Annotated in this window: 16 protein-coding genes; 13 read left to right on the top strand and 3 right to left on the bottom strand. The window is 59.0% G+C overall.

Annotated features, from left to right (window positions below; genetic code table 11):
* Nucleotides 1-4 precede the first annotated feature (4 nt).
* The 5 genes from AACZ86_RS10445 (at nucleotide 5) to AACZ86_RS10425 (ending at nucleotide 3,104) form a co-directional block, all read left to right on the top strand.
* The gene (locus AACZ86_RS10445) at nucleotides 5-376 is read left to right on the top strand and encodes a dihydroneopterin aldolase (protein ID WP_339692199.1); all 372 of its coding nucleotides are present in this window, start codon (nucleotides 5-7) and stop codon (nucleotides 374-376) included.
* Entirely contained in the window at nucleotides 373-1,140 is a 768-nt protein-coding gene (locus AACZ86_RS10440; protein WP_339692195.1) for an SDR family oxidoreductase, read from the top strand. Before AACZ86_RS10445 ends, AACZ86_RS10440 begins: the two co-directional genes overlap by 4 nt.
* Before the next feature lie 124 nt (nucleotides 1,141-1,264).
* Nucleotides 1,265-1,846 carry a fasciclin domain-containing protein gene (locus AACZ86_RS10435; protein ID WP_339692193.1) on the top strand — a complete coding sequence of 194 codons (582 nt, stop codon included), beginning with the start codon at nucleotides 1,265-1,267 and terminating at the stop codon, nucleotides 1,844-1,846.
* 177 nt (nucleotides 1,847-2,023) lie between these two features.
* Nucleotides 2,024-2,593: a fasciclin domain-containing protein gene (locus AACZ86_RS10430; RefSeq protein WP_339692190.1), complete on the top strand. Its 570-nt coding sequence runs from the start codon at nucleotides 2,024-2,026 to the stop codon at nucleotides 2,591-2,593.
* Between the two features lie 100 nt (nucleotides 2,594-2,693).
* On the top strand, nucleotides 2,694-3,104 hold the full coding sequence (locus AACZ86_RS10425) for an EVE domain-containing protein (RefSeq protein ID WP_339692187.1): 411 nt from the start codon (nucleotides 2,694-2,696) through the stop codon (nucleotides 3,102-3,104).
* A 34-nt stretch (nucleotides 3,105-3,138) separates the two neighbouring features.
* Here AACZ86_RS10425 and AACZ86_RS10420 read toward each other — a convergent pair whose 3' ends face one another.
* Nucleotides 3,139-3,312, bottom strand: coding sequence for a hypothetical protein (locus AACZ86_RS10420; RefSeq protein ID WP_335653157.1), 174 nt, complete (start codon nucleotides 3,310-3,312; stop codon nucleotides 3,139-3,141).
* Nucleotides 3,313-3,489: 177 nt separating this feature from the next.
* On the opposite strand from AACZ86_RS10420, the gene AACZ86_RS10415 reads away from it, so the two are divergent.
* Nucleotides 3,490-3,951 (top strand): response regulator, encoded by a 462-nt coding sequence (locus tag AACZ86_RS10415; RefSeq protein WP_339692182.1) that lies wholly within the window; start codon nucleotides 3,490-3,492, stop codon nucleotides 3,949-3,951.
* An 85-nt stretch (nucleotides 3,952-4,036) separates the two neighbouring features.
* Here AACZ86_RS10415 and AACZ86_RS10410 read toward each other — a convergent pair whose 3' ends face one another.
* Nucleotides 4,037-5,686, bottom strand: coding sequence for a thiamine pyrophosphate-binding protein (locus tag AACZ86_RS10410; protein ID WP_339692180.1), 1,650 nt, complete (start codon nucleotides 5,684-5,686; stop codon nucleotides 4,037-4,039).
* Between the two features lie 177 nt (nucleotides 5,687-5,863).
* On the bottom strand, nucleotides 5,864-7,300 hold the full coding sequence (locus tag AACZ86_RS10405; RefSeq protein WP_339692177.1) for an NAD-dependent succinate-semialdehyde dehydrogenase: 1,437 nt from the start codon (nucleotides 7,298-7,300) through the stop codon (nucleotides 5,864-5,866).
* Between the two features lie 86 nt (nucleotides 7,301-7,386).
* On the opposite strand from AACZ86_RS10405, the gene AACZ86_RS10400 reads away from it, so the two are divergent.
* From AACZ86_RS10400 to gspF, 7 genes are all read left to right on the top strand, one after another.
* Nucleotides 7,387-8,307 (top strand): SMP-30/gluconolactonase/LRE family protein, encoded by a 921-nt coding sequence (locus AACZ86_RS10400; RefSeq protein WP_339692174.1) that lies wholly within the window; start codon nucleotides 7,387-7,389, stop codon nucleotides 8,305-8,307.
* Nucleotides 8,308-8,316: 9 nt separating this feature from the next.
* A complete protein-coding gene (locus AACZ86_RS10395; RefSeq protein ID WP_339692172.1) occupies nucleotides 8,317-9,015 on the top strand; it encodes a VIT family protein in 699 nt (232 codons plus the stop codon).
* Nucleotides 9,012-9,659, top strand: a complete 648-nt coding sequence (locus tag AACZ86_RS10390; protein ID WP_339692170.1) for an HAD-IA family hydrolase — start codon at nucleotides 9,012-9,014, stop codon at nucleotides 9,657-9,659. Before AACZ86_RS10395 ends, AACZ86_RS10390 begins: the two co-directional genes overlap by 4 nt.
* A gap of 108 nt (nucleotides 9,660-9,767) precedes the next feature.
* Nucleotides 9,768-10,577: a type II secretion system protein N gene (locus AACZ86_RS10385; protein WP_339692167.1), complete on the top strand. Its 810-nt coding sequence runs from the start codon at nucleotides 9,768-9,770 to the stop codon at nucleotides 10,575-10,577.
* The gene (gspD, locus tag AACZ86_RS10380) at nucleotides 10,577-12,727 is read left to right on the top strand and encodes a type II secretion system secretin GspD (protein WP_339692165.1); all 2,151 of its coding nucleotides are present in this window, start codon (nucleotides 10,577-10,579) and stop codon (nucleotides 12,725-12,727) included. Before AACZ86_RS10385 ends, gspD begins: the two co-directional genes overlap by 1 nt.
* A 56-nt stretch (nucleotides 12,728-12,783) precedes the next feature.
* On the top strand, nucleotides 12,784-14,274 hold the full coding sequence (gspE, locus tag AACZ86_RS10375; RefSeq protein WP_339692279.1) for a type II secretion system ATPase GspE: 1,491 nt from the start codon (nucleotides 12,784-12,786) through the stop codon (nucleotides 14,272-14,274).
* Nucleotides 14,267-15,490 carry a type II secretion system inner membrane protein GspF gene (gspF, locus tag AACZ86_RS10370; RefSeq protein ID WP_339692164.1) on the top strand — a complete coding sequence of 408 codons (1,224 nt, stop codon included), beginning with the start codon at nucleotides 14,267-14,269 and terminating at the stop codon, nucleotides 15,488-15,490. The genes gspE and gspF overlap by 8 nt, the downstream gene beginning before the upstream one ends.
* Nucleotides 15,491-15,510: the final 20 nt, after the last annotated feature.

The following is a 15,510-nucleotide window of genomic DNA, read 5'->3' as shown; positions in this document are numbered from 1 at the left end:
ATCTATGACAGACACATTGCTATTGGAAGTCAACGATCTCGACGTTGACGTGCTGACCGGGATCTATTCCGAAGAAACCCATTTGCCGCAGCCGCTGCGCATCTCGATCGCGGCAGAGCTGAAGATACAGGAACGCTATGAAGCGGACACCCCGCTCGAGCAGTCCAAAAATTACATGGATCTCAAACATGCCGCGACCGAGGCGCTGCCCGAAGGCGTGCATTTCAAGCTGATCGAGGCCGTTGCGGATCATATCGTCGAGACGCTGTTTCTGCAGGACAAGAACATTCTCCGGGTCACTGTCAAGATCGTCAAACTGCTGATCTCCGAAAAGGGAGAGCAGATCGGCATTACGCTTAGCCGGAGCCGGAAATGACCAGACCGCTAGCGCTGGTCACCGGCGGCGTGAAGCGGGTTGGTGCGGCGATTGCCGCGCGACTGGCCGAGGCCGGCTATGCACTGGCGTTGCACGGCAATAGTGATGTCACCCCCGAAGACGCGCTGGCAAAGAAACTCGTGGAAACGGACTGTAAATGGTCCGGTTTCCAGCAGGATTTTCTCGATGACGGTGCCGCAGAATCCCTGATGGACGAGATCGTCGGCCATTTCGGGCGGACGCCCGACCTTGTCGTCAACAGCGCTTCGATTTTCGGTCAGGATGACGCCGAAGCCATTGGCGAAAAAGATCTGCAAGAACATTTCCGGGTCAACAGCCTTGTACCGATATTGTTGACGACCGCGCTCCACCATCGCCGGCCCGCAGGCAGCGACCGGGCCTGTGTCATCCATATTCTCGACCAGCGCATCCGCAACCCCAACCGGGATCAGTTGAGCTACACGCTTTCCAAACAGGCTTTGGCCGCTTCGGTGCGTTCGCTGGCGGTCGCCTGTGCTGACAAGCTTCGCGTCAACGGGTTGGCTCCCGGACTGACACTGACAGCGGGGGAATATGGCGAAGACCAGCTGGCCAATATCACCGCAATGATGCCGCTCGACCGGCTGCCCGATCTCGATGATATCGCCGATGGCGTGCTCTATCTGGCCGGCGCCAAAGCCGTCACCGGGCAGATTGTCTACGTTGATGGCGGCGCCAGTCTGAGGAGCTTTGACCGCGATTTTGTCCATCTCGGCAAGGACTGAGACGCTTGATACGCCTGAAAGGACAGGTTTGAACCGGTCCTGATCTAGCCCATATCTTGCATATTCGAACACCGGCCGTTCTTGTGACCGGGATAGATGAACATGTAATTTTGAAAGGCTTATCATGCGTATTTCCCCCAAAATGTTTCTGACCACCACTGTTGTTGTCGCTCTGGCGGCCTGCTCGACCGAAGCACCGAAGGCTGCGGTTGATGAAAGCTCCGCCGATGCGATGATGGATTCTGCGGCGACCGCCGAACCGGGTACGATCGTCGATGTTGCCGTCGGCAATGACGATTTCTCGACCCTCGTTGCGGCTGTGACCGCTGCCGATCTTGGCGCGACATTGAGCGGCGAAGGACCCTTTACCGTCTTTGCCCCGACCAACGATGCTTTTGCCAAGGTCGACCAGGACACGTTGAATGCGCTGCTGACGCCGGAAAAGAAGGCCGACCTGACCGCGCTTCTGACCTATCATGTGGTCGCCGGTAAACTGACCGCGGCAGACGTCGTAAAGGCCATTACCGATGGCGGCGGAACAGCCACGCTGACCACCGTACAGGGCGCAGAACTGAAGGCCTCTCTGGATGGCGAGTCGGTGATCCTTGAAGACGGAGCGGGCGGAAAATCAACCGTGATCCTGACCGATGTCGAAGCATCCAACGGCGTGATTCACGCGATCGATACGGTCGTCATGCCGGGATAGTTTTCATCCCCCGAACTAGGATGGACTGGAAAAGGTCTCGCCGAATGGCGGGGCCTTTTCTATTAGGAATATTGAGGGTTTCTTTCTTGTGCCCGGCGGCGTAGTTCGCGCCTACGAATTTCATCAGCTGTTCCCCGCATGGTGCGGGGAACAGCGTGATTACAAGAAAGGAAATTCATGTTTCAAGCCCCCAAAATTATTCTGGCATCTGCCCTGTTGGCGATGCTGCCGGCATGTTCTTCGGAATTGAGCAAAGAGGAACAGGAAATCCTCGATACGCGTCTCGCCGACGAACATAAGCCGACCAATCTGATTGCCGTTCTGCAAGCCAATCCCGACCTCAGCACCGCAAGCACATTGATCGGTCTGTCCGGCGTTGGTGCCGATCTGGATGGCGATGCCAATTTCACCGCATTTGCCGCGCCCAACGAAGTATATAACAAGATGGATGCGGAACGGCTGAGCAAGCTGATGCATTCCGATAATAAGGATGAACTCGCCAGCATCACCAAATATAATCTTGTCGAAGGCAGCATGACCGCTGCTGACATCGCCAAGGCGATTACAGATGGCGGCGGAAGCGCGGATATTACTACTCTGGAAGGCACCAAGATCAAAGCATCGATGGACGGCGACAAGATCGTCCTCGAAGATGGCGCCGGTAACAAAGCGACGGTAACCGAGGCCGATGTGAAATCGACCAACGGAACGCTGCACATCATCGACAATCTCCTGATGCCAAAATAGGTTCGGATATTGAATGACAGGAAAGGCCTCGCAGGATTGCGGGGCCTTTTTTGTTTGTGCGCTGTCGGCTACAATCCGATCCTCACCGAAGGAGCAAAACATGTCGCAATATTGGCTGATGAAATCGGAGCCGGATGAATATGGCTGGGACCATCTGGTTGCCGAGGGTGAAGGTACGTGGGATGGCGTAAAAAACGCGCAGGCCTCGAACAATATGAAAGCGATGAAGAAGGGCGATCAGGTGTTTTTCTATCATTCGCGTCAGGGGCTGGAAGTGGTCGGCATCATGGAGGTGAGCGAAGAGCATAGCCCCGATGTCAGCACCGATCCCGACCGCTGGGTAGTGGTCAAGGTGAAGCCGGTGCGCAAACTGGCCAAGCCGGTGCCGCTGAAAGCGATGAAGCAGAACCCGAAGCTCAAGGATCTGGCGATCATCCGCCAATTCAGACTATCTGTGGCGCCAGTGACCAAGGGCGAATGGGATGCCATTCTGGCGATGAGTGAAGCCTAGCTTCTTCACCCGCTGTTGCGACGGGTGGACGGACCTAACCCGCCAATATCGTTGCCGCGGTCTCTTCGATGGTACCCGCCACCAGCAGCGGTGAGCCGCCGACCATGCCGACCTTGGTCTGACCATCGGCATCGGTGCGCAGCCACGCGATATTCTCGACAACGACCATATAATTGCCGCCGTGCGATTTCAGTAAAACGAATTTCATGTGGGTGTCTCCAGACCCCTCCGCTATGCGCCGCAAACCTCTTTTTTGCATTAACGGCCGCTGTGGTCGCCGCGCGCGTTTTTGCCCGGCACCACAATTCCAGTCTCTATGGTTAAAAGATCTTCACAACCGCCGTATATTGATGAACTGCTCAAGCATCTTGCTTGGCGAGGAGAAATGAAAGTCATGCTGGGAGCCATCAGAACCCTGATCGTCGATGATTCTTCAACATTGAGAGCAATGCTCGACGTGGTGATAAGCAAACATCGGGATTTTCGTCCACCGGAACATGCGGCAAACGCACTGCAGGCTATCGAAACCCTCGATGTGCGATTGTTCGATCTGGTGTTGCTCGACATAAATATGCCCGGCATGAACGGGCTGCAATTGCTCGATCATATTGTGTCCAATGACCTTGCGCGGGTGATGATCGTTTCAGCATCGTCGGTGCGAGGATCCGAAATCAGGGTCGACGCGCTCAAAAGAGGCGCCATCGCCTGTTTCGACAAGGCCAATTGCATTCGCGAAGCCGACAGGCTTGTGGGGCTTATCCGCAAAATTGTGGCCGGCAAATATGAAGATGCACTATGTTCGGAAAATATCGACATGGCGATGGGCCGGGTTGCGGAGAAGGCATAGCCGACTTCGACGCAGGAAGGGCACTGGTTGCCAAACCCGAGCCGGCTGAATGTGACTGCCGGTGTCCGGGAATGAATTGGCGATATTAGCGGCTTCTGAACCCGCTCACCGTCGCACCGGCAGCGGTTAAAAATTCGACATCGGTTTTCAGGTGCAGCAACCGTAATCCTTTCCGCTGCATCGCCTGTGCCAAAGCGGGCGCGAATGCGTCTGTATCTTCCACGGTCGCGCTCCATCCGCCATAAGCTTCGGCCAGCTTCGCGAAGTCGGGGTTCTTTAGGGATGTCGCCGACGGCCTTGCCGGATATTCGCGTTCCTGGTGCAGGCGGATGGTGCCGAAACTGCCATTGTCGATCACCAGCACCAGCAGATTGGCGTCATATTGGATTGCGGTGGCGAGTTCCTGGCCGTTCATCATGAAATCGCCGTCGCCGGCGACAACCACCGACACGCGGTCGGGGAAGCGAAGGGCTGCTGCGACCGACGCAGGCACACCGTAACCCATCGCACCCGATGTCGGGGCAAGCTGGCTGGGGAAAGCGCCATATTTCCAGTAGCGGTGCCACCAGCCGGAAAAATTGCCGGCGCCATTGCAGATGATCGCGTCGGCGGGAAGTTGCTCCTGCATCGCTGCCACGCACTGGCCGAGGTCCAGTTTCGCAGCCGTGGGTTGTGGGGTGGACCAGGCGAGATAGTCTGCGTGGGCGTCCTTGCCGGCATCGAAACTCAGCAGATCATCTTCCCACAGGGCGACCTGTTCGGCAAATTCATCCATCTCCGCGCAGATCGGCAGGTCGGTGCGATAGACATGGTTGAGTTCGTCGGGATCGGGGTGGACGTGGACGAGGATCTGATCGGGGTGATCGGGCGTGATCAGCGTGTAACCGTCCGTCGTCGCCTCGCCCAGCCGAGCGCCCACCGCCAGTATCAGATCGGCATCCTTGATCCGCTGGATCAGCTTGGGATTGGGGCCGTAACCGAGATTGCCGGCATAGACCGGGCTCTCGTTGGGGAAATTATCCTGCCGCCGGAACGCAACCGCCACGGGAAGCCCCATGCGCTCGGCATATTGGGCGAAATAATGCGTGCTCTTGGCGCTCCAGCCAGCGCCGCCGATGATCGCGATCGGGTCGGTGGCATCGCGCAACATATCGGTGAGCGTAGTCATCGCGTCCGGGCAGAGCGGCTGGGCCGGGGCGACCACTTTGGGGCGGTCCAGCGCCTCGACCTCGTCGCGCAACATGTCTTCGGGCAGGGCCAGAACCACCGGGCCGGGGCGGCCACTGCTCGCGGTATCGAAGGCGCGGGCGATATATTCCGGAATCCGTGCCGCATTGTCGATCCGCGCGGCCCATTTGGCGAGCGGGGTGAACATCGCGGTGAAATCGACTTCCTGAAAGCCTTCGCGGTCGCGGTCGTCTCGAGCAACATCACCGATAAACAATATCATCGGCGTGCTGTCCTGCATCGCGGTGTGGACACCGATGCTGGCATTGGTCGCGCCGGGGCCGCGGGTGACAAAGGCAATGCCGGGCGCGCCGGTCATCTTGCCATCAGCTTCGGCCATGAAGGCGGCGCTGCCGTCCTGCCGGGTGGAGACGGTCTGGATCGAACCGCAGTCGTGCAGTGCGTCGAGAACGGAGAGAAAGCTTTCTCCGGGAACGGTGAAGATACGCTCGGTGCCCTGGATGAGCAACTGATCGACCAAAATCTGCGCGCCGGTGCGTTTTTTCATGTTTCTCTCTCCATGCTCACCCGCAGCTTTAGCTGCAATTTATCTATTTATATGTCGCACAAAGACACGAAGACACGAAGGAAATTTAACTATCCAGTCTTCTTCGTGCCTTCGTGTCTTCGTGCGACAAAATTGAGAACGCTGTCGCGTTCTGCTGTCTCTAGGCCTGCTTGCAAATCAAGCCTGATGGATCGCCTTGGTCACCATATAGGCTTTCAATCCGTCTGGTCCGTCTTCCGACCCGTGGCCGCTTTGCTTGACGCCGCCGAAAGGTGCGTCCCCGGGGCTGACGGTCAGATTGTTGATCGCCACCATTCCTGCTTCGATTTTATCGCCGACCATGTTGGCTGTGTGCAGGCTGTTGGTGAAGGCATAAGCGGCCAGACCGAGCGGCAGACGGTTGGCCTGATCAATCGCTTCGTCGAGCGTGTCGAAGGGCCGCAGCACCGCGACCGGACCGAACGGCTCGTCGTTCATGATATTGGCGTCGAGCGGAACGTGCGACAATACGGTGGGATCAAAGAAAAAGCCGTCCTTGTCCTGCCGGTTGCCGCCGAGCATGACTTCTGCGCCCTTGCTCTTGGCATCTTTGATCATATCGCCGACCGAACTGGGGCGACGGGGATTGGCGAGTGGCCCCATTTCAATCCCGTCGGCAAAGCCGTCGCCGACCGCAACCTTGGCAGCGCGTTCGGTGAAACCTTTGACGAACCGGTCGTAAATTCCGGACTGGACATAGAAACGGGTCGGGGACACGCAGACCTGCCCGGCGTTGCGATATTTTTGCATCGCCGTCAGATCGAGCGCTTTTTCTATATCGCAGTCATCAAAGACCAGCACCGGTGCGTGACCGCCGAGTTCCATCGTGGTGCGCTTCATGCCTTCGGCGGCGAGCTTCATCAGATGCTTGCCGACCGGAACCGATCCGGTGAAGCTGATCTTGCGGATCACCGGTGAGGCAATCAGATGGCTGGAGACTTCTGCCGGATCGCCGAAGACAATCTGGACGACGCCGGAGGGCAGGCCGGCATCGACGAGGCAGCGGATCATCTCGATCGGGCTGGCCGGGGTTTCTTCCGCCGGCTTGAGAATGATCGAGCAGCCGGCGGCAATGGCAGGGGCCAGCTTGCGTACCGGGGTGAAGATCGGAAAATTCCAGGGGCTGAACGCGGCGACCGGTCCGACCGGCTGATATTTGACGAAACTATTCTGACCAGCGGGGCGTACCAATACGCGACCGTAACAGCGCTTGGCTTCTTCGGCCATTATGTCGAAATGACTGGCCGAAGCTGTAACTTCGCCAATCGCCTGAGGCAGCGGCTTGCCTTGCTCGTAAGTCATCAGACGGCCAATTTCCGGAGCGCGTTCGCGCATCAGGTCTGCCGCCTTGTGCAATATCACGGCGCGCTCGGCCACCGGCGTATCGCGCCAGATCGGGAAGGCCCGGTCGGCTGCGCTCAGTGCGCGGTCGAGATCGGCGGTCGTCGCTTTGGGCAGGTCCGAGATAGTCTGCCCCGTCGCCGGATTGACGACCTGATGGACTTCGCGATCTTCGCCATCAACCCATTCGCCATCGATATGGAGTTGCAATTTTTTGGGATATGCGTTGGACATAGTTGCTCCTGAAACTGTCTCTCTTGGCACTAGACTTGTCGTCCAATTCCCGCAATGACTGTCCTAAAATTCGAGAGGAAAAAGTCATGGAAATAGTCACCGAAGGCCTGCGCTTTCCCGAAGGGCCGATTGCCATGCCCGACGGCAGCGTCATTTTGGTCGAAATCGAGGCGCAGCAGCTCACCCGGGTCTTGCCCGACGGCACCAAACAGCTGGTCGCAAAAACCGGTGGCGGTCCCAATGGCGCGGCGATGGGCCCGGATGGCAAAATCTATGTCTGCAACAATGGCGGTTTCGAATATCATGAGGAAAATGGCTTCCTGACCCCGGCGGGCATTGCCAAGGATTATGTCGGCGGCAGCATCCAGCGGGTCGATCCCGACACCGGCGAAGTCGAAACGCTGTATAATGACGGCGATTTCGGCTGCATCCTGCGCGGTCCCAATGATATCCAGTTCGACGCCCACGGCGGTTTCTGGTTCACCGACCATGGCAAGACCGACTATGCAAAACGCTGTCATGATATTGTCGGGATTTTCTATGCCAAGGCCGATGGCAGCCATCTGGAAGAAGTGATTTTTCCTTCGCAAAATCCCAATGGCATCGGCATTTCACCCGATGGCAACACGCTTTACGCCGCCGAGACCTTCACTTGCCGCCTGATGAAGTTCAACATCACCGCGCCTGGCAAGGTCGCGGCGGATGCCGGGCCGGGCGGTCCGGGTATTCCGCTCTATCGCCCCTCCGGCTATAAGTTTTTCGACAGTCTGGCTATGGAGGAATGCGGCAATATCTGCGTCGCGACCATCGGCGAGTGCGGGATCAGCGTCGTCTCTCCGGAAGGCGAACTGGTTGAATTTGTTGAGACGCCGGATATCTTCACCACCAATATCTGCTTTGGCGGCGAGGATATGATGGACGCCTGGATCTGCCTGTCGGCGACCGGGAAACTGGTCAAGACCCGCTGGAAACGCCCGGGCCTCAAGCTGGAATATTTGAACAAATAGGAATCCATCTTGGCAAAAGTACATAATGAAAAACATCGGCTTGACCGGGTAGGCTGGCTGCGCGCTGCCGTATTGGGGGCCAATGACGGGATCGTATCGACCGCCAGTCTGGTGGTCGGGGTGGCCGCCGCCGCCACCTCGCAGGAGACGATTTTGCTCACTGCCTTCGCGGGACTGGTGGCCGGAGCCATGTCGATGGCTGCGGGCGAATATGTCTCGGTGAGTTCGCAGGCCGATAGCGAGAAGGCGGAGCGGGCCAAGGAAGCCTGGGAGCTGGAGCACCAGCCCAAGGCCGAGCGGCTGGAGCTGATATCGATTTACAAGAACCGGGGATTGACCGCCGATCTTGCCGAGAAGGTTGCCGACCAGCTCACGGCGCATGACGCTCTGGGCACGCATTTGCGCGACGAACTCGGCCTGACCAAGCATTTCTCTGCCAGGCCTTTGCAGGCCGCCGCTGCTTCCGCTCTGGCATTTGCTGCCGGGGCGATCTTGCCGGTCATTCTTGCGGCGCTGTTCAGCGGGCAGATGTTGATCTGGATAGTGTCCGGCGCAGCCTTGTTGTTGCTTGCCGCGCTGGGAGCCGTCGGAGCCATGCTTGGCGGCGCGCCGATGGTGCGGCCTGTGGTTCGCGTGACTTTCTGGGGAGCTGCTGCCATGGCAGCTACCGCCGCTATCGGATCAATTTTTGGAGCAGTTGTTGCATGACATATAAGACCGTAATTTTTGACTTCGGCGGTGTGATCACATCGTCCCCCTTTGAAGCGTTCAACCGGCTCGAGGCGGAAAAAGGTGTGCCGAAAGACAGTGTGCGCCAGATCAACAGCGCCAATCCCGATCATAATGCGTGGGCCCGGTTTGAGCGGGCGGAAATCGATGGTGACGGTTTCGACGAAGCCTTTGCGGAGGAAGCGCGGGCGATCGGCATAGAATTGCGCGGCGCCGATGTGCTGGCGCGGCTGGCCGGTGATGTGCGTCCGCGGATGGTGGCAACGCTGGACCGTCTGAAAACCGAAGGGTTCACGATTTCCTGCATCACGAACAATGTACCGGCTGGCAAGGGCGCGGGCATGGCGATGGACGATGAAAAAGCCGCTGCGGTGCAAGCTGTCATGCTGCGCTTCGACCATATTATCGAGAGCAGCAAGGCGGGCATCCGCAAGCCCGATCCGCGGATCTACCAGATGATGTGCGAGGCGCTGAACGTCGAGCCGGCACAATGTATCTATCTTGACGATCTCGGGATCAACTGCAAACCGGCTGCCGCTCTGGGTATGGCCGCCATCAAGGTGTCGGCAGAGCAGCAGGCGCTCGATGATCTTGGCGCTCTGCTGAACATGCAATTGCCCTGATGCTTTCAGCCCATTAGGCTCGATCTGTAATATATTTGTCATCAATGAGTCGTCGAACGGACGTGAAATCGCTATAGCGCGACGGGGATTGCAAGGTTGCGGGGATTCGTGGGAAACAGCTTTTCGGACAGATTTGGCAGCTTGGCCCGCTGGTATAACCAGAAGGGGCCTTATCCTGTTCTGTTCGCCATATTGGCTGTTTTATTGCTGGTTCAGTCGGTTCGCCTGATCTGGCTGGTCCTGACCCCGCTGGGCCCTGTCGGCGATTATCGCGCCGATGATGTGGAAATCCTGTCGCCGCAATCGCGCCTGACCCTGTTCAGCAGCTTTGATCCGTTTTTCCGCAGCGATGCGGCGCAAAGCGCCAATGTGGTGACATCGCTGCAACTGACGCTTTTCGGTATCCGGATGAACGAGGCCTCGGGACTGGGTTCGGCGATACTGGCGGGACCGGACGGGGTGCAGACAAATTATGTCGTGGGCGAAGAAATCCTGTCGGGGGTCACGCTGAGCAGCGTCGAATTCGACCATGTGATCATCGACCGCGGCGGGGTCCGCGAGAGCCTGTATCTCGACCAGTCGATACCGGCGCAGACGGTGGGCGCGGACGATCCGGTTGCACCTGCGTCCCTGACCACAGGCGGCAATGAAATTCCCGGTGTCGCATCGCTGGCGCCGCGTAACGATCAGGGCCGGGTGACCGGCATCGTGATGTCTCCTCTGGGAGATGGCGCTCTGTTCAACAGCGCCGGTTTTCGTAATGGTGATATCATCGTGTCGATCAACGGCAATCCGGTCGGCTCGGCCGGCGATATCGAAGCGTTGAAAAGCCAAATCCGGCCAGGCACGCGCCTGTCGGTCGAAGTAGAGCGCGGAGCCGATAGAGTTCCGATAGCAGTCAATCTGGGAGCCCCTTGATGCGTAGCTTGTTCACCCGGATTATCGCCGTCCTTGCGCTTTGTGCGAGCCTGTCGGCTGCGCCAGCGTCGGCCCAGCATACGCTCAATGTCCGGGATGCCGATATTCGCGCCTTCGTCCAGGACGCGGCGAAGGTGACCGGCCGTACCTTCATTCTCGACAGCCGGGTCCAGGGCAAGGTTTCGGTGGTCACCGACCGTCCGCTTAGCCGATCGGAATATTTCGAGATATTTCTCTCGACTCTGCGTGCGAATAATCTGGTCGCGATTCCGACGACCCGTGGCGCCTATCGCATCCAGCCCGCCGATGGCGCGGCTTCGCAGCCGACCCGGATCGGTTCGCGTGGCGCCGAGGGCAACCAGATGGTGACCGAGGTCGTGCGGCTCAAATCGATTGTCGCGTCCGAAGCGCTGGAAACATTGCGGCCATTGGTCAGCAAGCAGGGCTCGATCACATCCAACCGTAATGCGAACAGCCTGGTGATCGTCGACTATGCCGACAATATCAGGCGGATTCGCAGTCTGGTCGGAGAGATAGACCGCGACAGCGCCGCGAGCACGATCGTCACTCTGAAGAACGCCGGTGCCCGCGAAATCGCAACTTCGTTACAGGCGCTGGCTGCACAGGGCGGTGGCGAAGGCCTGCGCGCGCCGGTTACCGTGGTGCCGATCGACAGCAGCAACAGCGTGGCGTTGCGCGGTGATCCCGGTGCGGTAACGCGCTTTGCGCAAATGGCGCGGGAACTGGACAAGGGCGCGGAATCGGGGACCGAGATACGGGTTCACCGGCTGGATTATGCCAATGCCGAACATCTCTTGCCAGTGATCGAGAATCTGCTGGGCAGTAACGGAACAAGCGGCGGTTCGGCGACGGTTGCGCCAGCTGGCGGCGGTGAAGGCGCCGCGGCACCCGCTGTCAGCAGCGGCGGCAATGGCATTGCCAGTCGCGGGCCCTCGATCGTCACCCGTCTGGAAGGGACCAACGCGATCATTGTTGCGGCCAACCCCGATGTGCAGCGGATGATCGGCGAACTGATCCGCCAGCTCGACACGCGGCAGGAACAGGTGGTTGTCGAGGCGATCATTGTCGAGATTTCGGAAACGCTGGCCCGCGAGCTGGGCGTGCAATGGCTCGTTGGTGGCAAGGACGTGCCCTTTGCGGTGACCAATTTCTCCAATGCTTCTCCCAATATCGTCGATGTTGCAGGCGGCTTGCTGGCCGACCAGTTCGATACCACGACGACCACGACGACAACTACCGCGACAACGACGACCACCAATAGTTCGGTCGGCGATGCGTTGCGCCAGAATGCCGCGGATGCCGTTCTCGGCGCGCGGGGCGGCTTTGGCGGATTTGCGACCAGCCTTGGCGGCAGTGCCGTGCTTGGTGCGATCATCAATGCGGTGCAGTCGGACAGCAACAGCAATGTGCTGTCGACGCCTTCGCTGACGGTGAATAACAATCTCAAGGGCAGCATATTGTTCGGGCAGGAAATCCCGGTGTCGACCGGCGAAGCGCTGTCGGGCAATTTCGACAATGCTTTCCGCACGATCCAGCGGCAGAATGTCGGGATCGAACTGGAAGTGACGCCGCAGATCAACGCGGGCGACGAGGTCCGGATGGAATTGCGCCAGCAGGTCAGTTCGATTGCCGGGCCGGTTTCCGACGATTTCAGCGAGCTGATCATCAACAAGCGGGAAATCAACACCACGGTAACAGTGGGTGATGGCGAGATTATCGCATTGGGCGGTCTGCTCGACGATAACGAACGGCGCACGATCCAGAAAGTGCCATTTCTGGGGGATATTCCGGTCCTCGGTGAATTATTCAAGTCGCGTGGCAAGTCGCGGGTCAAGACCAATTTGATGGTATTCATCCGGCCGACGATCCTGAAAGACCCCAATGATGCACGGCGTTTCTCGAGCGCGCGCTATGGCTATATCCGTGATCGGCAGCTCAGCCGGAACCCCGATCAGGAGCCGTCGATTGACGCTCTGGTCCGCGATTATCTCGGCACCGTGCCGCCATCGGTCGAGGCGCGTCCGGATGACCAGATCATCTATGCGCCCGGCGACATGCCTGCGGTCAGGGACAGCGGCATTATCGAGCAGGCTCCTCTGCCGGCGAGCGGGACCAGCGGGAAGCGATGATGAAGATCGCTCGGGGAACAGAAACGGTGGTCTCCGAAGCGGATGGCGGACTTGTGATGTCGGCAGCCGTCAAAGACCTGCCTTATTCCTATGCCCGCGATCATGGTCTGCTGATCCAGGAGCGCAGCGGTGAACGGCTGTCGCTGGCGATGCGCGAGGGTTCCGATCCGTCTGCCCTGCTCGAGGTGCGCCGCTATCTGGCGCTGCCCTTTGATGTCGAGCTGGTTGATGGTCCGGCGTTCGAGAAGCTGCTCAGCGCCCATTATGCGATGGATGGCTCTGCCGCCGCCATGGCCGGTGATATGGCGCTGGCGGGCGAGGGTCTGGACGATATTGCCGGGGATATTCCGAGCGCAGAAGATTTGCTCGACAGTGCCGATGATGCGCCGACGATCCGGCTGATCAACGGGATTATCGCAGAGGCGGCGCGCCAAGGCGCTTCGGATATTCATATCGAACCCTATGAGACCGGGTTGGTGGTGCGGATGCGGGTCGATGGTGTGCTGACCGAGAAACTGCGTATGCCGCCGCATGTCGCAGGCGTGATCGTCAACCGGATCAAGGTGATGGCGCGGCTCGATATAGCCGAGCGCCGGATACCGCAGGATGGCCGGATCAGCCTGACACTCGGCGGCAAGCTTCTCGATGTGCGTGTCTCGACCTTGCCCAACCGTGCCAGCGAACGGGTGGTGATGCGGATTCTCGACAAGGAAAGCGCGGGCATCTCGCTCGATCTGCTCGGCATGTCGCCAAGCACCCACGCGATCCTGACTGATGCGCTCAGCGAACCCAATGGTATCATCCTGGTCACCGGCCCCACCGGATCGGGCAAGACCACCACGCTTTATGCCGGGCTCAAGCAACTCAATGACGGCAGCCGCAATATCCTGACGGTCGAGGACCCGGTTGAATATGCGATCGAGGGCATTGGCCAGACGCAGGTGAATGCCAAGGTCGGTCTCACCTTCGCTGCGGGCCTGCGCGCCATCCTCAGGCAAGATCCCGATGTCGTGATGATCGGCGAGATACGCGACCGCGAGACCGCCGAAATTGCGGTGCAGGCGAGCCTCACCGGCCATCTGGTGCTTTCCACCGTGCACACCAATGATGCGGTCGGTGCGATCACCAGAATGCGCGACATGAAGGTGGAACCGTTTCTGCTCGCCTCGACTTTGCGCGCGGTCATCGCCCAAAGACTGGTGCGAAAACTGTGCGAACATTGTCGCACACCGATAGAGGTCGATGGCAGTCTGGCCTCGCTGCTCGGTTTTGACGACGGCACGGTGGTCTATCGCGAGACCGGTTGCGAACATTGCAACCAGACCGGCTTTCAGGGGCGTATCGGCGTGTTCGAGGCGATCCGCATCGACGACAAGCTTCGCAAGCTGATCAATGACGGCGGCGACGAGGCCGCAATCAGTGCCCATGCCTTCCGCAACCAGCCGCATCTGGGTGTCGCCGCGCGAGCGCTTGTCCGCGAAGGGCTCACAACGGCTGAAGAGGCTATCCGTATCTCCCGGCGCGAGAGCGAAGCGGTCGATGCCTGAATATGCCTATAGCGCCATTGACCCCAAGGGGCGGGAAAAGACCGGGCGGCTGACTGCGGCCAGCGATGATGCCGCTCGGGCGAAGCTGACCGAGCGCAATTTCTATGTCGTCAAGATGGAAGCGGCGCAGGGCAAATCAGGCAAGCAGGGCAAGGAATCTGCCGGCCTGTTCGGTCCAAAAAAGCTGACAACAAAAGAACTCACATTATTCACCCGTCAATTATCGTCGCTGGTGCAGGTCAGCCCGCTCGAGGAAGCGCTGCGGCTGATCGGCAATCAGAATGAGAAACCGCATGTGCAACAACGGATTGCGACGGTCCATGGCGGGGTGATCGAGGGGCAGCGATTGTCGGAGGCGATGCGGCGCGAACCAAAAAGCTTTCCGCCGCTCTACCGGGCGATGATAGCTGCGGGGGAAAGCTCCGGCACTTTGCCCGATATCACCGAACGGCTGGCGGACTTGCTCGAGCGACAGGCAGAATTGCGGGGGAAATTGATCGGCACATTGGCCTATCCGGCGGTCCTGGCTCTGGTCTCGGTCATTGTCGTCGCGCTGCTAATGATCGCGGTCGTGCCCAAGGTGGTCGAGCAGTTTGACGACGTGAATCAGCAACTGCCGATGGTCACGAGGATCGTCATCGGCATTTCCAGCTTTCTCGCCGACTGGTGGTGGGCGATTGCGATTTTCATCGGACTGATGGTTCTGATCGGCTGGCGCGCGCTCAAGGAGCCGCAACTCAAATACCGTTTTGACGGTTTCCTGCTGCGCCTGCCATTTGTCGGCCGCTTGCTGCGTGATCTGCATGCGGCGCGTCTGGCGCGAACCCTTTCGACGATGGTGGCCAGCCGCCTGCCGATTATCGAGGGATTGCGGCTGACCACCGAGACGATCCACAACAGCGTATTGCGCAAGGCTTCGGAAGATATGGTGGAAGCGATAAGAGGCGGCGGAAGCCTGTCCACGGCGCTCAAAAATACCGGCGTGTTTCCGCCGATGCTGGTCTATATGACCTCCAGCGGCGAAGCATCGGGACAGTTGGACGACATGCTGGCCCGGGCGGCGGGTTATCTGGAGCGGGAATTTGACAATTTCAGCTCAACCGCCTTGTCCTTGCTCGAGCCGATCATCATTGTGGCGCTTGGCGGGCTGGTCGCGGTGGTGATATTGGCGATATTATTACCGATCCTGCAGCTTCAGAATCTTGCCGGACTATAGGGCCGGAAAAAGGAATGATC

Source organism: uncultured Parasphingorhabdus sp. (assembly GCF_963975735.1).
In the GTDB taxonomy this organism is placed as follows: Bacteria; Pseudomonadota; Alphaproteobacteria; order Sphingomonadales; family Sphingomonadaceae; genus Parasphingorhabdus.
This window is presented reverse-complemented; position numbering and strand designations above follow the sequence as displayed.